The sequence below is a fragment of the Sphingobium sp. IP1 genome (assembly GCF_002708645.1).
Lineage (GTDB): Bacteria > Pseudomonadota > Alphaproteobacteria > Sphingomonadales > Sphingomonadaceae > Sphingobium > Sphingobium yanoikuyae.
The window spans coordinates 1-19,628 of record NZ_NOIW01000027.1; the positions used below are offsets into that span (position 1 = coordinate 1).

Below are 19,628 nucleotides of genomic sequence, written 5' to 3' on the forward strand. Positions count from 1 at the left end.
CCGCGATCCGCCGCGCCGATGGCCTCGACTATGTCGCGACCGACCGTACCGTCCTGTTCGGCCATCATTTCGCGGCGATCGCCGGCGCGGGGCCGCTGGTCGGGCCGGTGCTGGCGGCGCAGATGGGCTATCTGCCCGGCACGCTGTGGATCATCGCCGGCGTCGTATTGGCGGGCGCGGTGCAGGATTTCATGGTCCTCTTCATCTCCATGCGCCGCGACGGCAAGTCGCTGGGCGAGCTCATCCGCATGGAAATGGGCCAGGTCGCGGGCACGATCGCGCTGTTCGGCGCCTTCATGATTATGGTGATCATCCTCGCCGTGCTGGCGCTGATCGTGGTGAAGGCACTGGCGGAAAGCCCCTGGGGCATGTTCACCGTCGCCGCCACCGTGCCGCTGGCCATGGCGATGGGCGCCTATACACGCTGGATCCGCCCCGGCCGGATCGGCGAAGTGTCGATCCTGGGGCTGATCGGCCTGCTCGCGGCGATCGTCTATGGCCAGGCGATCGCGCAATCGCCGGTCTGGGGGCCGATCTTCACCTTCACGCCCGTGCAGCTCTGCTGGATATTGATCGGCTATGGCGCGGTCGCGTCGGTACTGCCGGTGTGGCTGCTGCTGGCGCCGCGCGATTATCTGTCGACCTTCCTCAAGATCGGGGCGATCGCCGCGCTGGCGATCGGCATCGTCATCATGGCCCCGCCGCTCAGGATGCACGCCGTCACCCAGTTCGCTGCCGGCGGCGGGCCGGTCTGGTCGGGCGGCCTCTTCCCCTTCCTGTTCATCACCATTGCCTGTGGCGCGGTGTCCGGCTTCCACGCACTGATCGCCAGCGGCACCACGCCCAAGCTGATCGCGACCGAGAGCGACGCGCCGCTGATCGGCTATGGCGCGATGCTGATGGAGGCGTTCGTGGCGATCATGGCGCTGGTCGGCGCGTCGATCCTGGACCCCGGCATCTATTTCACGATGAACAGCCCGGCGGCGGTGATCGGCACCGACCCCGCCAGCGTCTCCGCCGCCGTCACCGCCATGGGCTTCCCGATCAGCGCCGACCTGATCGTCCAGACGGCGAAGGATGTCGGCGAACATACGATCATCAGCCGCGCGGGCGGCGCACCGACGCTGGCCGTGGCGATGGCAGAAATCTTCAGCCATGTGTTCGGCGGCCCGGCGATGAAGGCCTTCTGGTATCATTTCGCCATATTGTTCGAGGCACTGTTCATCCTGACCGCCGTGGATGCCGGCACCCGCGCCGGCCGCTTCATGCTGCAGGATCTGATCGCGCTGGCGGTGCCCAGCTTCAAGGACAGCAAGAGCCAGTTGCCTGGCTTCATCGCCACCGGCCTGTGCGTCGCGGCCTGGGGCTTTTTCCTCTATCAGGGCGTCACCGATCCGTTGGGCGGGGTGAACACGCTGTGGCCGGTGTTCGGCATTTCCAACCAGATGCTGGCGGCAATCGCGCTGATGCTGGGGACCGCCGTGCTGTTCCGCATGAAGCGCGACCGCTTCGCCTGGGTGACGATGGTGCCGGCGGCCTGGCTGCTGATCTGCACCTTGTCGGCCGGCTTCCTGAAACTGTTCTCGACCGATGCGAAGGTCGGCTTCCTGGCCCATGCCGCCAAATATAGCGCGGCGCTGGACAAGGGCGAGGTGCTGGCGCCGGCCAAGTCGGTGGCGGAAATGCGCCAGATCCTGTTCAACGATTATGTCGACGCCGGGCTGGTCGCGATCTTCCTGGCGGTGGTGCTGGCATTGCTGGTCTTCACCATCCGCACCTGTCTCGCTGCCCGGCGCTTTGGCGCGCCGACCGCGCGCGAGATTCCGGCGCAACTGGTCACGACACCATGAGTCCGTTCTTCCAGACGTTGCGGCGCATGGCGCATCTGATGGTCGGCCAGCCCGACTATGACGCCTATCTGCGCCATATGCGCGACCATCATCCCGGCCATGCGCCGATGGATCGCACCGCCTTTTTCCGGAATCGGCAGGAGGCGCGCTATGGCGGGAAAAATGGCGGGAAATGCTGCTGAGCGATTGCGCCTGATCAGCGACGGGCGTTGAAGCCGGCGACCATGCCGGCGGTGATCGACAGGGCGATTTCCGCCGCACCGATCGCGCCGATGTCCAGCCCCGCCGGCCCGTCGATCCGGACGAGGTCGTCCGTGCCGAAGCCCTGCGCCGCCAGCCGCTCGAGCCGTGCGGCATGGCTGCGCCGCGATCCCAGCGCCGCGACATAGCCGGTCGGCGCGGCGAGCGCCGCGATCAGCGCGGGGTCATCGATCTTGATGTCATGGCTCAAGGTCACGACGGCGGTGGATTCGCCGGGATGGCGTGCAGCGATCGCTGCATCGGGCCAACGATCGTCCAGTTCGATGCCGGGGAAACGCTCCGCCGTCAGGAAACGGCCGCGCGGGTCGATCACCACCGGGGTGACGTCGATCGCCTGTGCCAGCGCGGCCAGCGACTGGGCGATCTGCACCGCGCCGACGATCAGCAACCGGCGAGGCGGATCATAGCGGTTGAGGAACTGTCCCTCGACCACGCCCTCGCGGGTGACGCCGCTGTCCAGATCGGTCGATAAAGTGAGCGCCCGGCCGCGCGCGCTGTCCGACGCGATCCGGTCGAACAGGTCGGGGGCAAAGCCACCCTGGCCCACCGGCTGCACCAGTACGCTGATCTCCCCGCCACAGGGCAGGCCGACCTCCCATGCATCGCCATCGGCCACGCCATAGCGCGCAACATGGCCGGGCCGGCCGGCGATCACTTCGGCAGCGCGCTGCAATACATCGGTTTCGACGCAACCGCCCGATATGCTGCCCTCCAGCCGGCCATCCTGATGCACGATCATGTGGCTGCCTCGCGGACGCGGCGCCGATCCCCAGGTGGACACGACGGTTGCCAGCGCCATCGGTGCGCCACGCCACTCGATCGCCTTGCGGATCACCGCGCCATTATCGTTCATGATCCAGCCTTCCCCTGTTTTCCTGGACATAGGAAAGGCACGGCGCCTTTCAAAGACGGATCAGGCTTCTCAGACCAGCCGCCTGCCTGTCCAGACGACCCGGCCGACGATCGCCACCATCGCCGGATCGATATCGGTCCAGTCGGGATAATGGGGATTGTCGCTCAAGACGCTGAACCGGCCGCGCAACGGCCCCATCGCCACCCGCTTGACCATCAGCACGCCGTCGAGCCGCAGCACATAGACGCCATCACGCAGGCGATCGGCGTCATCCTCATGATCGACCATGATGTCGTCGCCATCGTTGAGCGTGGGCGCCATCGATTCGCCATCGACCCGGATGATCGACACGCGCTGCGGCCGCACGCCCAGATGCCGCAGCCATTGCGCATCGAACGCCATCACGCCGGCCGTGCGCTCATCCTCATCCAGCGAGCCCGCGCCAGCGGAGGCGCCAAGCGACAGGCGCGGCACCACCACCACCGCCGGCAGGCCGCGCACACGCGGGATCGGTGCGCCGGCCTGCACAGGACTGCCCAGCATCGTTTCCGCCACGCCGAAATAGCGCGCCAGGATACGGCGATCCGCCTCGTCCAGCTTGCGCGGCGTGCCGCGCTTGATGAACTGCTGGATATAGGCGGGATTGCGCCCGATCAGCCGCGACAGATCGGCATAATTTTCCCCGCGTTCGACGATCAGCCGATCGAGGGCAGTCCGGGCGTCCTGCGCTTCATCCATGTTGCATCCATAATGATAGGAATTTTCCTAGACAAGTAGGAAAATGAATATGAGATAGGAAATTGCCTATCGATTCGCAGGGGGCGAATCGGCTCGAAAGAGGAGAGTTCCGTCCATGCTGTTGCGCACGATCGAGAAATTCCTGCGGGATCATCAGATAGCGCCGACCAGATTTGGCCGCGATGCCGTGCGCGATCCGCGCCTGGTCTTCGACCTGCGCATGGGGCGCGATCCGGGCGATCGGGTAAAGAGACGAATAGAACATTTCATGAACGAATATCGCAGGAGCGTGAGCCAATGACAAGCGCCGACATGCTGCGCACGAGCGCGAATCTGGTCCGTAATCGAGCAGGAGAACGGCGCGAGGCCGATCCACTGGCGCAGTTGCTGGTTGTAGCGCGAAAAAAAGGCGCGAAAAAAAGTCCGCGAAAAAAAGTCGGCGTAGCGCGTCAGAAATTCGCGCAAATAATTACCCGGAAGCGGGGTCGTTGAAGAGGGTTTGCACAGGCGCTTCAGGCGCCTTTTTTAGTGCCTTGTCGGAAGATGCCAGAAAGGCTTCCATCTGTGCTCGGCCGACGCCGGCAGTAGAGAGCGCGCCGTTCTCCAGAGCTTCCATGACCGCCTCCCGGACAGCGTCATCTTGCGACTGACGCGCGACGGGTTGACCAGTCGGTTCAGCCTTCGCGCGAGGCCGCGTCAGTCGATCTACCACGGCCTGAGCAGCGGCGGCGAGGATGACGTTGCCGACCCATTTCGCGATTGGCCCCAAGGGAAGTTTGATACGCATCATTTGCTCCTGCGATGCTTGCGCCGCGTGCGACGGCTGATGTGGTTGCGGTTGACTTTCTTCGGCCGACTGGCCTGAGGCCGCTTCGATCGCACCGGGCGGTTGGCGTAGCCGGCGCGAACGGAGAAGATCGGCATCGACGCTATGGCGTCGAAGACAGGGCCCAGCCCAACGAAGGCCATCGCCGCCGCTATGCGTACACCAAGTCCGATCTGACGCCGCTTCACTGGCAGCGCTCCAACGGTACATTGCCGATGCGGTTGATCACCCATCCGGGCATGAAGGTTTCGAGGCTGCCGTTGCCGTCAGTGAGCTTGAGGTAATAGGACGCCTGCTGGGCATCCATCAGCTTGATCAGCATCCGGCACGCCTCGGGCTTGCCACGCAGTTTCTGCAGACTGGCATAAGCCGCCATCGTCTTGGCGCCAGCCTTTCCGTCCACGACCAGTTCGGGGTAGTCCTTGCCCTGCCGATTGAGGCTGTTCAGCGCGATCTGGAGCCAGCGCGACGGCTGAGCCGGCCCGGTATTGACGCCGCTGTCTACAGCCTCCTCACCGACCGGCGCCGATAGCTCGATCAGCTTATCGAAGCCGGGTGCCTGGACGTAATCGACGAAGACGACGCTCTGCGCGAATTCCTTCGGCAGGTCCTTCATGGCGCCCTTGTAGCCATGCTCCCGAGCGACCCGCTCAGTGATCCCATGATTGGTAGCGCCGCCCGGATCGGCGGGGTTGTTGACGTACCCACCCTCGACATTGAGAATGGACGCGATGATCGCGAGAACCGCTGCGGTCAGACCGCCGCCGACGAGACGGGTAGATAGCTGTGCCATGCCACCGGCATGACCGAGGAGGATATCAAGGCCGGGTATCCGGCGCGGGACACCCGCCCTGCTATTTAGCCTTTAACGATGACAGCGAAGGGATCGGATGCATCCAGAAACAGTATCTGCCCGCCCGCGATCTGAGCGCCTATGATGCAAGACTTGTCATTCCAACTCAGGTCCGTGACCTCGAATTTCTGGCCTTGCACGACAAACACGGCGCTGCCTGATTCCCCAATGCTCTTTTCGGCCCGCTGGACCAGCTTCACCTTTTCGTATGTCATGTCCATCGCCCTTCTCCTTCGCTGCCACGCTATCGCGTCCGCAGTAGCGTCGTCAAAGGCATGTCCAACAATGAGAAAGAGCCAGCCTCTTGGCGCTGGCGGTCCCTGTGCTATCAGCCGGTCAGCCCAAGCGTGACGACGCGCGGGTTGCTGGCTGCTCAGCGGTTGCCAGCGATCCCGGCGCCTGCCCTCACTTGCAACCAGGCGCCGGGATCATTGGGTCAGGCGAATGCGCCTCGCGCCATCACCCGCTCATAGTCAGCATTCAGCGCGGGGATCGGGTCGCGGCCCGCCTTGAGATGGGGGCATGTTAAATGCCCATATGGGTTTTCCACGCCGCGATCAGCGCCGCGAACTTTGCATCACTCGTCCCGCCCGCACCGTAGGCGGTGTTGAAGATCGCCCAGCCCGAATGCTTGACCTTTGCCATGTTTGCTCCGCTCGTAAATGCGAACGGCCGAAAGCGGTCAGTCGGGAGAAGCTCTTTTCTCGTCGCCACCCCAGCGAGGGTGCCCGCGGCAGTCGCACTGTTGATGCCGTAGCGCCACGTTTTGCTTGGCGAATCGTAGCTGATCCAAAAGATTGCCTTGGTATTGAGCGCCAGACCGGGGTTAGGCCAATTGCCGTCGGCCGTGTTCCAGTTCGCCGACACGACCAGACGCGCGAAACTCGTCTCGCCATCGACGTATGCAACCACGCCGCCGGATGATCCAAACAGGTTCGAGCTTGTCCCCGCAGCCGTGTAGCCCACTGGAAGGATTGGCGTCACAAAGGTAAAACTGGCGGACTCGGCAATATCCGGGACTTGGGGGCTGGTGGCCGCCGCTAGATTGAGCGAATTTTTGTCATTCATCGCTGGATCAGCCGCCGTGAACGCAGCCCCCGCGCCGGCGCTCACCGACACACCCACCCTGTCCTTGAAGGCGACGTTAGCCGCCGAAAGGCGCTTGCCACGCACATACGAAAGTAGCGTCGCCTGCATGTTATAGATGGCCATGTCCACCGCATCGACATTGAGAGCGGGGTTTCCAGCGGGAGCGGTGATACCGGGCTGGATCGTGGCAAGAGGAATGGTGACCATAAGTGACTCCTTAGATTACTGGATTTGGAATTGCTGAACCGATGCCCAATTAAAGAGGGGGGCACCGTCCGAACCAACATCGGTCGAGCTGTCCCGGAAGCAGGATCGCGGCCCTGTCGTCGGACCAGCCTTGGCGCCCACTGCCCCCTTGTCGGCTACGCCGAGCCAATAACTGACGCCTGCCGTCAGCGGCGATGCCAGCGTTGCTGCGATCTGTGACGAGCCAGAGATGGCGATGGCGGACAACGTGATCTCGTTGCCCGACGCATCAAAAACACGCGGACCGTATTGGCCGGGATCGGCGACCGCAGTGGTGTCGATTACCAGCTGTGATGCGGCGGATGTCGAGATCGTAAGAGCGGCCCCTTCGGCGACTACTCCGGTGACAATGAGCGCGCCACCAGTGATTGCTGTGAGCGGCGTAGCAGCCTGTTGGGCAGCCCGAATTTTGCCCAGCGCACGTCCCTCATACTCGCCGCGCTTACGGATCGAAACGTTATCTGTGTGAATACCATCAGTGCGGTAGCTCAAGATATACTGTGGCATCACAACCTGAAATTTGGTCGGATTGGCGATGGCTTCCGCCAATTGGGCCGCTGGCAGATCACCGGTTGCCCGGCTCTGTGTCCAAGAGGCGTTCTGATCGAACACGATCACCACTTCACCGACCCCGCCGGTGATTGCGTTGATGTCCGTGGTCAGCGCAGCCTGAAGCGCGCGCCAGTTAGTGCGATAAGTCTCCGTGTTACCATTGCGGTCTGCCTCGCCTTGGTTCCAGAGGACCGCAGGGACTTCAAGGACGATACCCGCCATATCGCACAGCGCTTTGGCTCGCTCGACGGCACGAATGACGTTCTTGTACATCGCGCTGCCGGGCATCTGTTGAGACAGCGATGCGCCGCCGATGGCGAAGGTAGCCATCAGCAGCCCGATGTTCGACGCCAGTGTTGGCGTCATCGACCATGCAGCGCCAGACAATGACGTTTCGCCATACCAATTGCTCTGTGCGCTGACCAACACGTCAGCCTCAAAGAGATCGGTGAGCGTCAGAATTTGACGGTCAAGGATACTGCGCAACTGACCATTATTGTTGGCCGAACCTTGCTCCCAGTTGTTGAGCGTAGCATCGCCTTGCACGACCCGCGCGCCGCCATTGAACATGAAGGCGCGGCCGGGGCGCACCGGCGTGCGTGTTACGCTAGGGCAGCCGCCCGATCCGATCCCATTCGACTGGCCCATCTGGGGGATCATGACCAATCGGGTGATGGCGGACGGCACCGAGGCGAATCCGGAAACATTGAACTTGCGCAACTCTGGCCGCGCGCCGCCTTGATCGTCCGCCCAAGAAACGATGCCACCGGCTGAAATGGCGGCGGCGGAACGCAACGTGCCTTGAGGCTTCGCCACGCGAACCGACCTCGTTTCACTGAGAACTGCCACATTACCGGCCGCGTCAATGTAAGGCATCCAGACTTGTTCGGGGATAGCGGCCCGAGGATAGGGCGTGCCGTCCTTCATGACGCCGGAGATAACACCCATGGCGGCATCGACATCAGCGACCAGCCACGGCTCGTCCAGAAAGATCGGCGCAATAGTCACGACCGCCAGCTGAGTTATCAGGGTTCCATCGATGGCCACGCCGAAAATCACGCGATAGGTGCCATCGACCTGCTCCGCCGAGAGGACATTTTCGTCAGCGAATACCGGAATCTTTCCAGCAGGCAAATTGATGTTCGGATCGGTGGGAGGGGCAATCAAGTCGCCCTTTAAATCCGAGCCGAGAACAGGTTTCAGCGAAGCATCGACTGCGGCAACAAATGCGAACGGCTCATCCCGGAATACAGGGACGAAGCCTACGTCGGGTCTAACCGCAGAAACTGCTATACCCGCCAAGCTCTCCCGTTCCTCCACCGTCATGCTGACCTTGGTTTCGCCGTCCGCAATCTGGTCGGCGGTGCCGATCGCCGCGACGGTCGGGTCGACCGCAGGGAACGCCCCCAACGTCTTAATCGGACTCGCAATATCAGCCATTATTTGACCTCCACCGGCACGGTGCCGGTCAGCTTGTTGGTGGATCGGATGACGATGTAGTCGGCGGTGTGGCCGGCGGCGGTGGTGACGCTGACCACCGTCTTGACGTAGCTTTCGGCAAAGCCGCCGATCGCGTAGCCGGTCGGATCGCCCAGGCTCGCGAGATAGGCGAAATAGACATATTGGTCCGCCGCCGTGACGCTGAACGTCTTGCCCCGAGGAGCCGAAAGCTCGCTGCCCGCCAGCGCAATCACCTGTGCCCCGGTCAGCGCGGCATTGGCACTGACACCCCAGAAGCGGCGCGGCAGCTTGGCAAAGGTCAGCTGACGCAACCGCCCATTGGCGTTGAGGGTGATGACCGTCCCGTCCGCGATGCTGGCGGGGGGCGCGGTCTGGCCGGTGCGGAAAGCCTGCGCCAGCGTAGCCCAGATGCCATAGCCGGTAGAATTGAGGTGCAGGTCATCGGCCGCCACGCGCAAGCTGCGCGGGATCACCTCATTGTTGCGGTCAGTCAGATCGTTGCCGCTGCTCCCGCCGCTCGCCAGCAGCGCCTGGCGCAGATCGCGGCCACTGCCGTCGACCGCATAATATTGCGGCCAGGTCGACCGCATCCAGTCGTTCAGCCCCTTGATGGTGGCGAGATTGGCCGATCCGGTCGGCTCATCGGGCGCATTGATGATCCCGAACAGGATAATGCGCTGGCCGCGTGCCATGCGGATCATGGCGGTGATGTCTGTCTTGATCCGCGCCGGATCGGCAACATTGTTCCTACCCACGCAAATCCAAAGCTCATGGGTGCGCGTCGCCGTCGCCCAGTCGGGCACGAACAGCGAGCCTACCGGCACGGTGACCGGCGCGCCGCCCGCCTGCGTCATCTTGTATGCGTTGGGCGCAGTCGCCGGATAATGGGACATAGTCACAGCCGTACCGGCGATCGTGCCGCTGATATGGTGACCCGGCCCCGTGTCGCCCGCAGCCGTAGTCAACAGCGAGGCGGGATTTGAAAGGTCGGGCGCCGCGCCGTTGAGCAGGGTGACGGTCGCCTCGGTCCCCGACGCCGGCAGTGTGTTGCCGGACAGCGTGACATAGAGCGGCTCCGCGCCGACCCGCAGAGCCTGCTTGTAGCTGGTCTGAGCGCCCAGCGCCGTGCGGGTAACGGCCAGTCCGGTCGCCGCCGCCAGCGCATCCGAATAGCCCGGAGAGGACAGGCTGTCGCCGATCACCAGCACCTGCGTTTGCGCAGCCCAGGCGGGCGGCGGGATGGTCAGCGACCGGGCGCCGCCGTCCAGATGGACGATCTGGCTGCCCCAACTGACGGCCTGGGCCAGCGGCGTGCCATCCGCGATCAGGATCGACCAGGCGAGGGCCACAGACGATGTCGTGGCGCCAAGCTCGCCATAGGCCGGCGCGGCGGTCAGCGCCGCGATGTCGGCCGGCTGGATATCGTCTATCAGCCCATAAAGCTCATCATCGCGCGCATGACCGGCGGCCAATTCGCTGTCGAGTTCGGAGCGGCTGATATAGCCCAGCCACGCGTCCTGGCCGGGGCCGTTGCCGTCCTTCGTGTAGACAAACTCCCGCAGCGCCTCGACCACGTACACATGGCGACCATAATAGAGATAGTCGCCGGTCATCGCGCCAAGCTGGGCCATCGTCTCGACCACATGCTGGCGCTTCACTAGCTCGACATTGAAGTTGGCGATATTCGCGTCGATGTCCGCGAAGGCCGCATCCAGTATGGCGTCCTGCTCGGCGTCGGTCTGCTGGCCGACCCATGCATCCGCGCCGCCGGTGCCCGCCCCCTGCGTGTAGACAAAGTCCCGGCTGGGCGGGCCGAACACACCCGGCGCGGTCTCGGTGGCGTTGACGACGCGGCAGCGGTCGCCATAGGCCGGGTCGATCTCGCCGCGCTCGGCATAGCTATCGACACGCCAATAGCCGATGGCCGCGATCTGCGCGTCCAGTGTGGCTTCGAACATGGGATCGAGCACCGCCTTGAGCGCCGCCTTATCCGCCGGTGAGAGGCTCTCTATCGCCTTGCTCATGGGTCAGTCTCCAAGGGTCAGAAATTCGCCGCCCAGCGTCAGCGGCTCGCCGCCAAGCGTGAGGACGGGGATGGTGCGTGATTGATGGACGGGATCAGGCTCGATCGCCCAACCGTCGATCGCCAGCTGCCAGCTGGTCTGAACCGCGTTGCGACGATCATAGGAACGCAGGCCAGTAAGCGTCCCATAATGGATACGGTTGCGCAGCCCCGCCGTGCGATCCGGGTTCTCGACCACCAGCAGCGGCCGGGACTCGCCCACCGCCAGTTGCAGTTCGAAAAGGCGATCCGTCTCTTCCTCGGACAGGTCGCCCAGCGTCCAGCTGTAGCTGGCATAGCGCCCGCCCTCGACCACGGCGACGCCGCCCGAGGCAAGGCGGGTGACGGTGGACATGTCCTTGACGGCCCGGCCCGATCCCCATTCCTTGTTGTACTTGGGCTGAAACCCATCGCCCACGATCAGCGCGCCGATCGCCAGCGGCTCGGCCCCGGCCGGCTGCTCGACGCCGATGCGGATATAGCGCAGCAGCTGCTCGGGGCCGAACCAGAGCGCATGGCTCATGGTGCGGCGGCGCCAGTCGCGTTCAGGCACGCGCAGGGCGCTGGTGTCGAGGATGGTCTGTTCCTCATAGGCGGCGAGGCCACCCTTGATCCACCAGGTGGCCGCGTCGGCCGCGCCGAACAGACAGCCCAGAAAGACGGTGTCGATGATCCGCTCGACGCCAAGATCGATGTCGATCACCGCCACGCTGCCAACCTCGCTGTCGAGCCAGATCTCGCGCGGATCGCCGGTCAGCAGATTGGCGGCGCCGGTGCCGCGCGACGTGGCGATCGCGGCGATCGGCGTCGGCTCCGTGATGAGGATATTGGCCATGGCCTACAGCCTCCTCAGCACGGAAACGCGGCTGGTGCCGGCCGCCAGCGCATCTTCCGCGCCCAGGACGAACACGTCGACGCCCGCCTCATAGCCAAGCTTGCTGCCGGTGATGGTGATGACCTGGCCGCGATATTGCTCCCAGCGGCCCAGCAGCAAATGGCTGTCGATCACCAGCGGCCCGCCCATGAAGGCCAACTGCCGCGCGGCTTCTTCCTCCGCGTCCGCCTTGGTGGCGATCGTGGTCTGCCGTTCCTTGGTCAGCGCGCTCTCGCCCCAGCGCGCATCGAGCACGTCATCCTTGGCGAGGGTCCAGAGGCAATCGGCCATCAGCCACTGCGCATAGACGGGATCGACCATGGTCATGGGGCCACCTCGATCCACGCGTCGCCGCGATATTGTCCGACCAGGGAAATGCGCGCGCGGCCGGCGGGCGCGGCGATGTCGCGGTCCTTGGCGATCGAGCCGTCCGGCAGGGACAGCCAGGCGTCGGCCGGCGCGTCGATCGACACGCGGTCACCGGCAAGCGACGCCGCGATCGGCGCGTCCGCGCGCGGCGCGAAGGACCAGCCATTCCACCAGTGCAGGCCGGGATCGACGCCCACGGGCGCGGGCCGGCGATCGAGATGGGCGGGCGGCATCGATGCCGGCGACGTGGTCACCATGACAAGCGCGCCCGAGGCGGGATGGATGAAAGCCCAGCGCTTCATTTACTGAGCCGCACGGGGATGACGATTCCCCGCTCCCAAGTCGGGTGGCCCACGACATTCTTGGACTGGACGGTGTAGCTGTTGGTCCCGTCGAGCGGCGCGGGATCGAAGAAGGGCACGGTATAGGCGGTGTTGCCGCCGCCCTCGAACAGCAGATAGCCATGCTCGGCCGGCAGCAGCGCGGTGCCGTCGCCGCGCATCATGCGCAGCGAAACACGGTCATTGTCGCCGCCGGTGCGGGTGCCGACCACCGTGACCAGGAAGACGGCCGTGGTATCGGTCGCGCCTTCCGGCCGGGTGAAGGTGGTGGACAGCGAGACGCCCATATAGGCGAAATCGCGCCAGACATTATCGTCGTCGCTGCCGACCGACGCGCCGAACAGGTCGAGCAGCGCGAAGTTGGACTCGGTCACCGCATTGTCCAGGATCGCCGAGGTATTGACCTGATTCTCCGCGACACCGCCGCCGGCATTGATCGTGCTGTCCACGTCATCGGCCGTGATGCTGCCCACCGGCGTGCCGGACGGCGCGCCAAGGGTCGATCCGGCTTCAGCGGGCTGGAGGTCCTGGGCGGGCGTGCCGTCGAGATAGGCGACCTCATTGGCCAGCACGATCGCGGCCAGGTCGCCGCGCGCCATGCGGCTTTCGTTGCGCCGATAGCCCAGCTTGCGGGTGGCGACCGGGCGGATGACCTTGGTGCGCGACACGTCCTCGCTGACCGCGCTGGCGACGCTCGCGCCCCAGGCCCAGGGGCGGATGAGTATCTCGCCGGTCGGCGACAGCAGCCAGAGCAGCGAGACGTTCGCCATGAGCTCGTCGAGCATCGCGGCGACCGTGGTGGTCTCGTCCTTCACTACCCAGCCCACCGGCGCCGGGCGCAGGCTGTCGGCCGAGCCGACGATGCCGGGCGCGAACGCCGGGCCGCCCAGTTCCTGGACCAGACGCTCCGCGATCGCGGCCGTGGTCTCGACATAGCCCGCGCCGATCTCGCCCAGGACATCGGCATGCAAGTCGCCCGAGGGTTCGGTCCACCATTTGATGGAGGCGATCGACGGGCAGACGATGCCGCCGCCCGCTGGCGCGACCGCCGCCTGGAGCGCGGCCAGCGTATCTTCGGCGGTTCCCGCCCAGGCCTGGAAGGTCAGTTCGCCGGCCGGCGATCCACGATCACGCACCGCGCTGATCGCTTGCAGGGGACGGCGCGGATCGGCGAGGCAGTAGATATTGTTGGCCGGGTCCATCGGCTCGGCCTGACGGTTCCACACCCGACCGAACAGCCGGTGCTTGAGCTTGTCTTCCCAGTCTTCTGGGCCTTCCAGGCCGCCGGTGCCGAGGTAGCGGGCCAGCGGGAAAGGCTTCATGATGTCGGCCGCCGGATCGGCCAGCACGATCGACAGCTTGCCGTCCGCAACCGCGATCTCGAGCACCTTGCCCTGGACCAGAACGGAGGGAAGGCTCCCCTCTGGACCGACACGCACGGTGCAGGGCGCATCAGGCCAGAAATGCGCCGCGAGATCGGCCAGCATTGCCTGCGCGCCCGGCGCATAGGTCAGGGTCACCGCCTGCGTAACGCCACCGCCGACAATCTCTTCGTCATAATCGAGCGACGCGATGACAACTGGCAGCGCCTCGATCCCAGCCCGCCAATGTGCATCGGCATAATGATAAGGGCGGGCGCCACCGCCGCCCGCAAGGCGCACGATCTGGTCGGCGCCGTCATCGGGCCGACGAGGCGTCGCCTCGAAAAGGATGAGTTGGGCTGAATTTGCCATGCCTGCATGGCATGGAGCGCGAGATCGCCCGTAATCGCTATCCGGCGGCGGACAACCGCCGGCCTGAAATCAATGATGAGAAAGAGCCGTGGCCCTAGCTCGTCCTCGCCAGCGAGGCGGCGCTAAGGCCGTTGGCGGCAGCGGTCGCAACCTGCTGCCCTTGGGCAATCAGGTCGCCCAGCAACGAGATGACGCGCGCATTCTGCTCGTTATTCTCGTCGAAATACTGATTGGTCGCGGCAAGTGCCGGATCACTGGTCGTGGCCGTCGAAGTGGAAGATGCAGCCTTCGACGCATCCTCGATCCGCTTGTAGGCAGCGTCGATCGCGGCCTGCGACTGCTTGAGCACCATGTCACGGTCGGCGGCATATTGAGCGGTCGACCCGAAGGCGTCTTCCGACACCTCCAGAAATTTCTGGAATAGCGAGGCCAGCGTATCGGCGGCGCCATCCTTGCCGGCGTCTACATCGGCCTGTGCCTGGGCGATCTCCTTCAGCAGGGCGTCGCGCTGCTCGATCGCGGACCCTTCGAACAGGGACCCATAGGTCATTTCCTCGATCAGGCGCTGCAGACTGCCCACCTGCTCTTCCAGCATGCTCTCGATCAGCGCCGCGCGATCCTCGGCATTTTTCTTCTCGATCGCCAGCACGTCGAAGCCATATTGGGTGGCAATGCGAACACGCTCTTTCGCCTGGGCCTCGAACGATTTGAACTGGGCTTCCAGATTATAGCCCAGGCCGCCAAGGATTTCCTCGACCTCTTTAACCTTGAGCGCTTCCTCCAGCGCATCGTCCAGATCGCTGCTGGAGCGCAGGGCCTTCTGGATCGCTGCGCTAATACCGGTGATCCCGCCGTCCGTGATCGCGTCCATCACCGCATAGGCGATGGCGCCGGCTTCATCATCGTCGAAGTCAATGGCCCCGCTCTTCTTCTTCGTCTTGCCGCTGCCCGACGTATCGACGCGATAATCACCATGGCGGATGCCGATCGACACGGCGAACTTGCCGATCTCGCCGCCGAACTGGTCGGCGATCTGCTGGAGCGTCTCCTGCACCGAACTGGCGAGGCCCACCGACGCCTTCTTGAGGCTATCCTTGTTGCCCGACACAGACACATCGTCGTCACTGCCACCAGTAATGGTCGCGCTGGCCTTGGGCGTGGATTTAGTCAGGCCGCCCAGGACGGAACCGAGCGTGCCACCCACCACAGAGCCTAGCGGGCCGGCAATGGCCGTGCCAATGGCGCCGCCCAGCGCGCCGCCGGTGGAACTGCCCTTGATGCCCAGCAGGCCAGTGACCAGGCTACCGGCAGTAGCGCCAGTGCCTGCGCCCGCCGCCAGCCCGCCGAGCGTCTTACCCAGAGACTCGCTGAACACGCCCTTGTCGCCGAAAATATCGGTGAAGATGTCACTGAAGTCCGTCTTGAGGTCTTTGAAGAAGCCCTCAAATCCAGACTGGAAACTCCCCTTGAACATCTTGAGGGGATCGCCGTTGACGACGATGTCACCTTCCTTGGCGGCCTCTTCCTTGATCCCGGACATATCCAGATCGAGACCGGAAGATGCGGCCCCACCGCCCTGCATACGCCCTGCGGCCGTCGCGGCGGCTTTGCCCAGGGTGACAATGTGATCCGCCGCTTCGCCGACAGCTTCGGCCATCTTGTCGCCGGCCTTGCTGACCTTGTCAGCGCCGGTGGCCTGATCCTCCAACTTGCGAAAGAAGCTGCCGAACAGCTTCTCTGTCGCCACTTCCGAAAACAGCCGGTCAAACACATCCACGCTGCGCTTTGCGAAATCGGCGACCGCCTTCGGCCCTTCGCTACGCAAATCCTGCAGGGTCAGGCGGACATTCTCGCGCATGTCGCCGAGCGCCGACAGGAACATTTCCTGCTGCTGTTGCTGGACGCGCATTTCCCGCGTCTGTTCGCGCATCACATCCAGATTGGCGTAGAGCGACCGAACCTGATCTTCCGTCACGCCGCGCTGGGCGAGAGCGGTCGCAAGCTGATCCTCGCTCTCGACACCCATCTTGTCCATAAGGGTGTAGGTCAGTTGCAACGCCTGTGCATCGGCCTGACGGCCAGCAATCTGCAGCTTGCCCAGCGCCACCTGACGCTCCTGCCCTTCGATCATGTCGAGGATCGGGCGAACGAGGCTTTCCTGGATGATCGGCTTGAGGCGCTGGGCTTCAGCCCGGATCTCGATAAACTTATCGCGCTGCTCGGCCGTCAGATTTTTTGCGGTGCCCAACCGCTTGTTGATATCGGCGACCAATGCATCCAGCGAGCGCGTGGCTTCCCCGGCCCGGTCGATGTCGCGCGGCGCCAGATCATATTCGGATCGCAACCGGGCCACCGCCTCGGCAGACCGCTCACCAAAGGCCGCAAGGCGCTCAGCCTCTCTTGCGGCCTTGTCGGCACTGTTGTCCTTCTTGGGTTTACCCGTCTGCCGCAAGCCTGGAGCAAGCTCATTATCTGCAAGCGATTTGTCGATGAGCGCACTGGTCGCCTCCTTCGCGGTCGAAGACGCGAGGTCGACGATATACTGTCGAAATTCGTCAGCTGTCGTGTTGGAACCGGAAAAATCGATCCGTTCGGTTTTCGCGAGTATGTCCATAAGCGCGTCGCTGCGCTTGGACTCATCCGCGTTCCGCATAGCTGCCTGCGCCTGTTTCGCCAGCGCGCTGATCGCACTGCTTTCGAAACTGGCGCCAACCTGACCGCCGCCATAGCCTATGCCCGCGACCGGAGCAGCACGCACAGTCCGGATGTCCCGCGAGGCGACCTCAAGCCCCTGGACCGCCTCCGACCGCTCCTTCTGGGCTTCCGCTCGCAGGTTGATCGCCATAAGGCGTGCATTGATCAGTAGCAGTTCATTCTGCTTTTTGATCTTGCCCGTGGTCAGATCGAACATTTGACCAAGGAGGCCTTGCGCATCCGAGAGGCCATCAGCACCGATCTTGGCGGCGTCAGCTGCATCTGCGGCCTTGCCCAAGACCGACACCAGCGCCGCGACAACAGATACGCCAGCGGTAAGCGCAATGCCCCAGGGGCCGCCGATAAAGCTGGCGAACGCCGCCATTTTGCCTTTGCCGCCTTCGGACGCCTGGCCGATGAGCGTCAGCGCCGATCCGAACTGCCCGATCTGCTGGGCCGCGATAACAGACAGACGTGCGCCGCTTGCATAGCTGGCGAACACGTCCTGCACCTGAAAGCCCAGCTGCTGATAGCCAGCGCGCTGCAGGGCAAGGTTCTTGGTCAACTGGCCAGCCGCTTCGGCTTCACGGCGCGCCGCCCTGGTCTGCGCCTCCGAACGCTCGGACAGGTCGCTAAGCTGGAAGCCGGCCCGGCGAGCTTCGGTCGCCCGAGTGGCAAAGGAAACGGCGGCCTGCTCATTGGCGCTGGTGAGCAAGCGGATGGCTTCCGTCGCTGCTCTGTCCGTTGCCGAAAGACTTGCGGTCGCCGTCGTGACATCACGCGCCGAGGTGGCAGCACTGCGATGCGCGGCGGCGGCGCCAGTTGCGGCCGATGCAGCTTCGCGCGATGAGGTAGCCGCACCCTGTTGGGCGGCAGAGACGCCAGTGGTTGCCTGGGTCAGGTCACGCGCAGACTGGGCGGCATCCTTCTGCGAATTGCGAAGCGCGTCCATCTGCGCCTTCGACAAGCGCAACTGCCCAACCAGCCCCGACCCGTCCGCATTGAGGCGGACGCCAACGACGATATCGCTCATCGACGCGCCGCCTTTGCATATTCACCCAACGCCGCGCCTTCCATGATGCGGATATCGATCAACAGCGAAGGTGTCATGGCAATGTCCATCATTTGGGCGACGGCGGGGATGCGGGAATAGTCGATACCCAGACGCACACCGGTCATCGCGTGCCGGTCCCATTGCGTGTCGAGCGCGACGAAGAGGGAAAAGGCCTTGGCCTCGTCCGGCGCCAGTTCCAGCACCTTGCTGTCGGACTTGATCCGCTCTTCCATCCAGACCGGGTATTGAGCAGATCGGGTCATGGCATCATCAGCTTTAGGCTTCACGCCGCCGCGCCCGCTGGCCCAGGCGCGCGCGGCGGCTTTCAGTTTCCCGCGCGCGCATCCTCACGGCCGGCACGACAAGCGCCATAGGCACCGAGGATGGCGGGAAAGACGTTGGGAACGCGCAGCAGCGCCTGGAAATTCGCTTCGCCAAAGGGCATCGGCTCGCCATTGGCACCGGCGACCAGGCGCCAGTCCCGCACGACCGGCTCAAGCACCCTCTGCATGCGCACGCTGTTCTTCTCGCTGACGCCACCGCCCTTGGCGCCCGCGACCGCCCGCGCAGCAGCGGCGCCGAATTCGTCGATCTCGTCTTCGTCCAGGATACGAAAGCGCAGTTCGATCTTGTTCTCGACGACCGCGCCTTCCTCGGTGACGCCCGCGAAGATCACAGGCCACCAGGCCAGGGTTTCCGAAACAACTTTGAACATGCTCTGATCCTTGGGTTCTGGTTGGGCGGGCGGGTGTCGCGGCCCCGCCCGCCCCATATCCGGCTCCTCCCCTGCCAGCCCGGACGCCGGCAGAGGCATCACAGCCTCTCGGTTGTCAGGTTGCAGTGATGATGAGGTCCGCCGCGCCGTCATCGACCGTGTGCGTCAGGGCGAGGGTCCACATGAGGATATCATCCTCCTCGCTCTCGGTGATGTCGGTAATCTGTGCCTTGGCCGACGCGAAGTTGATGATGCCGCCCGCCTCGACGCCATGAGTCAGGTCGAATGCCAGTAGATCATCCTGGCGCAGGCTGGTGATGAAATCCTTGGTCGCGATATCGGGCGCCTCGATCAGCAGAGTCGAGGTCAGCGCATGATTACCGCGCCGGACATAGCGCGAACCGACGAGGTTGCGCAGCGCGACGGTGACGCCGGCCTGCGCCTGCCACGACCGCACACGCGGCGAATAGCCGTCGAGCGAGAGGGTCGTGTTGTCGATATTGACCTCAAGGGGCTTCTTCCAGCGCGCCAATGTCGTGGCCGGGGCCGGCGACTTGTCAAAGGCGGTTCCGGGCGGGACCAGACCCGTCCAGTTGAAGCTGAAGAAGGGATAGGCGCCCGCCGTCAGGTCGATATTGAAGGTGCCGACACTGCCCACCGTCTTGCGGCGCTGATCCGAGATATAGTCATATTGGGTCAGTGCCGAAGCGTCCGCACCGGGAGGCGCGAACTGCTGAACGGCGCTGACGCCCGCCGTCAGGACGGGCGGCACCATGCCGCAGGCCTCCAGCAATTCCATCCAGGCCGGAGCCGTGCCGGCCGCACCCGATCCGGCAATCTCCACCTCATAGGCGATGGTGCGCCGCTCATTGGACGTGGCCGACGAGGACGCACCAAAGACGCGCTGATCGAGGTTGCGCTCAAGCCGGTCGGTATCGATCGGCTTGGAGCTATAGTTTCTGGTCAAAATGGCATTGGCCGCGCCGGTGGGCGTAGCATCGGTGCCGTAGGTGGTTTCTTTCTTGGCCAGGATGACCTTGATCGCGTCGACCATGAT

Annotated in this window: 21 protein-coding genes; 4 read left to right on the plus strand and 17 right to left on the minus strand. The window is 64.2% G+C overall.

The window, feature by feature from the left end; translation table 11 throughout:
- The coding region (locus tag CG471_RS11630; protein WP_099231953.1) for a carbon starvation CstA family protein at window positions 1–1,850 on the plus strand (1,850 nt) is incomplete at its 5' end.
- Window positions 1,847–2,032 carry a YbdD/YjiX family protein gene (locus tag CG471_RS11635; RefSeq protein ID WP_004210018.1) on the plus strand — a complete coding sequence of 62 codons (186 nt, stop codon included), beginning with the start codon at window positions 1,847–1,849 and terminating at the stop codon, window positions 2,030–2,032. The genes CG471_RS11630 and CG471_RS11635, both read left to right, overlap by 4 nt.
- A 14-nt stretch (window positions 2,033–2,046) precedes the next feature.
- Here CG471_RS11635 and CG471_RS11640 read toward each other — a convergent pair whose 3' ends face one another.
- A complete protein-coding gene (locus CG471_RS11640) occupies window positions 2,047–2,964 on the minus strand; it encodes an XdhC family protein (protein WP_099231954.1) in 918 nt (305 codons plus the stop codon).
- A gap of 69 nt (window positions 2,965–3,033) precedes the next feature.
- Complete coding sequence (locus tag CG471_RS11645) at window positions 3,034–3,702, minus strand: S24 family peptidase (RefSeq protein ID WP_099231955.1); 669 nt, start codon at window positions 3,700–3,702, stop codon at window positions 3,034–3,036.
- Between the two features lie 115 nt (window positions 3,703–3,817).
- On the opposite strand from CG471_RS11645, the gene CG471_RS11650 reads away from it, so the two are divergent.
- Both CG471_RS11650 and CG471_RS11655 read left to right on the plus strand, forming a co-directional pair.
- Window positions 3,818–4,003, plus strand: a complete 186-nt coding sequence (locus CG471_RS11650) for a hypothetical protein (protein WP_099231956.1) — start codon at window positions 3,818–3,820, stop codon at window positions 4,001–4,003.
- Window positions 4,000–4,194: a hypothetical protein gene (locus CG471_RS11655; RefSeq protein WP_099231957.1), complete on the plus strand. Its 195-nt coding sequence runs from the start codon at window positions 4,000–4,002 to the stop codon at window positions 4,192–4,194. The genes CG471_RS11650 and CG471_RS11655 overlap by 4 nt, the downstream gene beginning before the upstream one ends.
- Here CG471_RS11655 and CG471_RS11660 read toward each other — a convergent pair.
- From CG471_RS11660 to CG471_RS11730, 15 genes are all read right to left on the minus strand, one after another.
- Window positions 4,172–4,492, minus strand: coding sequence for a hypothetical protein (locus tag CG471_RS11660; RefSeq protein ID WP_143560185.1), 321 nt, complete (start codon window positions 4,490–4,492; stop codon window positions 4,172–4,174). The two genes, CG471_RS11655 and CG471_RS11660, sit on opposite strands and share 23 nt — an antisense overlap.
- Complete coding sequence (locus CG471_RS11665) at window positions 4,489–4,716, minus strand: hypothetical protein (protein WP_143560186.1); 228 nt, start codon at window positions 4,714–4,716, stop codon at window positions 4,489–4,491. Before CG471_RS11665 ends, CG471_RS11660 begins: the two co-directional genes overlap by 4 nt.
- Window positions 4,713–5,321 carry a glycoside hydrolase family 108 protein gene (locus CG471_RS11670; RefSeq protein ID WP_099231960.1) on the minus strand — a complete coding sequence of 203 codons (609 nt, stop codon included), beginning with the start codon at window positions 5,319–5,321 and terminating at the stop codon, window positions 4,713–4,715. The genes CG471_RS11665 and CG471_RS11670 overlap by 4 nt, the downstream gene beginning before the upstream one ends.
- Before the next feature lie 65 nt (window positions 5,322–5,386).
- The gene (locus CG471_RS11675) at window positions 5,387–5,602 is read right to left on the minus strand and encodes a hypothetical protein (RefSeq protein WP_099231961.1); all 216 of its coding nucleotides are present in this window, start codon (window positions 5,600–5,602) and stop codon (window positions 5,387–5,389) included.
- Window positions 5,603–5,906: 304 nt separating this feature from the next.
- Complete coding sequence (locus tag CG471_RS11680) at window positions 5,907–6,677, minus strand: hypothetical protein (RefSeq protein WP_099231962.1); 771 nt, start codon at window positions 6,675–6,677, stop codon at window positions 5,907–5,909.
- 15 nt (window positions 6,678–6,692) lie between these two features.
- Entirely contained in the window at window positions 6,693–8,708 is a 2,016-nt protein-coding gene (locus tag CG471_RS11685) for a sialate O-acetylesterase (protein WP_099231963.1), read from the minus strand.
- Window positions 8,708–10,753: a hypothetical protein gene (locus CG471_RS11690; protein WP_099231964.1), complete on the minus strand. Its 2,046-nt coding sequence runs from the start codon at window positions 10,751–10,753 to the stop codon at window positions 8,708–8,710. The genes CG471_RS11685 and CG471_RS11690 overlap by 1 nt, the downstream gene beginning before the upstream one ends.
- A gap of 3 nt (window positions 10,754–10,756) precedes the next feature.
- Complete coding sequence (locus CG471_RS11695; RefSeq protein ID WP_099231965.1) at window positions 10,757–11,626, minus strand: hypothetical protein; 870 nt, start codon at window positions 11,624–11,626, stop codon at window positions 10,757–10,759.
- 3 nt (window positions 11,627–11,629) lie between these two features.
- Window positions 11,630–11,992 (minus strand): hypothetical protein, encoded by a 363-nt coding sequence (locus tag CG471_RS11700; protein WP_143560187.1) that lies wholly within the window; start codon window positions 11,990–11,992, stop codon window positions 11,630–11,632.
- The gene (locus CG471_RS11705; RefSeq protein ID WP_099231967.1) at window positions 11,989–12,336 is read right to left on the minus strand and encodes a hypothetical protein; all 348 of its coding nucleotides are present in this window, start codon (window positions 12,334–12,336) and stop codon (window positions 11,989–11,991) included. Before CG471_RS11705 ends, CG471_RS11700 begins: the two co-directional genes overlap by 4 nt.
- The gene (locus CG471_RS11710; protein WP_099231968.1) at window positions 12,333–14,108 is read right to left on the minus strand and encodes a hypothetical protein; all 1,776 of its coding nucleotides are present in this window, start codon (window positions 14,106–14,108) and stop codon (window positions 12,333–12,335) included. The genes CG471_RS11705 and CG471_RS11710 overlap by 4 nt, the downstream gene beginning before the upstream one ends.
- A 94-nt stretch (window positions 14,109–14,202) precedes the next feature.
- Window positions 14,203–17,835: a hypothetical protein gene (locus CG471_RS11715; protein ID WP_099231969.1), complete on the minus strand. Its 3,633-nt coding sequence runs from the start codon at window positions 17,833–17,835 to the stop codon at window positions 14,203–14,205.
- Window positions 17,832–18,119 (minus strand): DUF1799 domain-containing protein, encoded by a 288-nt coding sequence (locus CG471_RS11720; RefSeq protein ID WP_257211508.1) that lies wholly within the window; start codon window positions 18,117–18,119, stop codon window positions 17,832–17,834. The genes CG471_RS11715 and CG471_RS11720 overlap by 4 nt, the downstream gene beginning before the upstream one ends.
- 62 nt (window positions 18,120–18,181) lie before the next feature.
- The gene (locus tag CG471_RS11725; RefSeq protein WP_099231971.1) at window positions 18,182–18,571 is read right to left on the minus strand and encodes a hypothetical protein; all 390 of its coding nucleotides are present in this window, start codon (window positions 18,569–18,571) and stop codon (window positions 18,182–18,184) included.
- 115 nt (window positions 18,572–18,686) lie between these two features.
- Window positions 18,687–19,625, minus strand: a complete 939-nt coding sequence (locus CG471_RS11730; RefSeq protein ID WP_099231972.1) for a hypothetical protein — start codon at window positions 19,623–19,625, stop codon at window positions 18,687–18,689.
- Window positions 19,626–19,628: the final 3 nt, after the last annotated feature.

Bases quoted from the DNA above. Each gene is read 5' to 3' on its own strand.
- CG471_RS11680 (WP_099231962.1), bottom strand. From the start codon at position 6,677: ATGGTCACCATTCCTCTTGCCACGATCCAGCCCGGTATCACCGCTCCC.
- CG471_RS11710 (WP_099231968.1), bottom strand. From the start codon at position 14,108: ATGGCAAATTCAGCCCAACTCATCCTTTTCGAGGCGACGCCTCGTCGG.
- CG471_RS11730 (WP_099231972.1), bottom strand. From the start codon at position 19,625: ATGGTCGACGCGATCAAGGTCATCCTGGCCAAGAAAGAAACCACCTAC.
- CG471_RS11655 (WP_099231957.1), top strand. From the start codon at position 4,000: ATGACAAGCGCCGACATGCTGCGCACGAGCGCGAATCTGGTCCGTAAT.
- CG471_RS11670 (WP_099231960.1), bottom strand. From the start codon at position 5,321: ATGGCACAGCTATCTACCCGTCTCGTCGGCGGCGGTCTGACCGCAGCG.
- CG471_RS11695 (WP_099231965.1), bottom strand. From the start codon at position 11,626: ATGGCCAATATCCTCATCACGGAGCCGACGCCGATCGCCGCGATCGCC.
- CG471_RS11675 (WP_099231961.1), bottom strand. From the start codon at position 5,602: ATGGACATGACATACGAAAAGGTGAAGCTGGTCCAGCGGGCCGAAAAG.
- CG471_RS11640 (WP_099231954.1), bottom strand. From the start codon at position 2,964: ATGAACGATAATGGCGCGGTGATCCGCAAGGCGATCGAGTGGCGTGGC.
- CG471_RS11705 (WP_099231967.1), bottom strand. From the start codon at position 12,336: ATGAAGCGCTGGGCTTTCATCCATCCCGCCTCGGGCGCGCTTGTCATG.
- CG471_RS11635 (WP_004210018.1), top strand. From the start codon at position 1,847: ATGAGTCCGTTCTTCCAGACGTTGCGGCGCATGGCGCATCTGATGGTC.
- CG471_RS11645 (WP_099231955.1), bottom strand. From the start codon at position 3,702: ATGGATGAAGCGCAGGACGCCCGGACTGCCCTCGATCGGCTGATCGTC.
- CG471_RS11650 (WP_099231956.1), top strand. From the start codon at position 3,818: ATGCTGTTGCGCACGATCGAGAAATTCCTGCGGGATCATCAGATAGCG.
- CG471_RS11685 (WP_099231963.1), bottom strand. From the start codon at position 8,708: ATGGCTGATATTGCGAGTCCGATTAAGACGTTGGGGGCGTTCCCTGCG.
- CG471_RS11700 (WP_143560187.1), bottom strand. From the start codon at position 11,992: ATGACCATGGTCGATCCCGTCTATGCGCAGTGGCTGATGGCCGATTGC.
- CG471_RS11725 (WP_099231971.1), bottom strand. From the start codon at position 18,571: ATGTTCAAAGTTGTTTCGGAAACCCTGGCCTGGTGGCCTGTGATCTTC.
- CG471_RS11690 (WP_099231964.1), bottom strand. From the start codon at position 10,753: ATGAGCAAGGCGATAGAGAGCCTCTCACCGGCGGATAAGGCGGCGCTC.
- CG471_RS11660 (WP_143560185.1), bottom strand. From the start codon at position 4,492: ATGATGCGTATCAAACTTCCCTTGGGGCCAATCGCGAAATGGGTCGGC.
- CG471_RS11720 (WP_257211508.1), bottom strand. From the start codon at position 18,119: ATGACCCGATCTGCTCAATACCCGGTCTGGATGGAAGAGCGGATCAAG.
- CG471_RS11715 (WP_099231969.1), bottom strand. From the start codon at position 17,835: ATGAGCGATATCGTCGTTGGCGTCCGCCTCAATGCGGACGGGTCGGGG.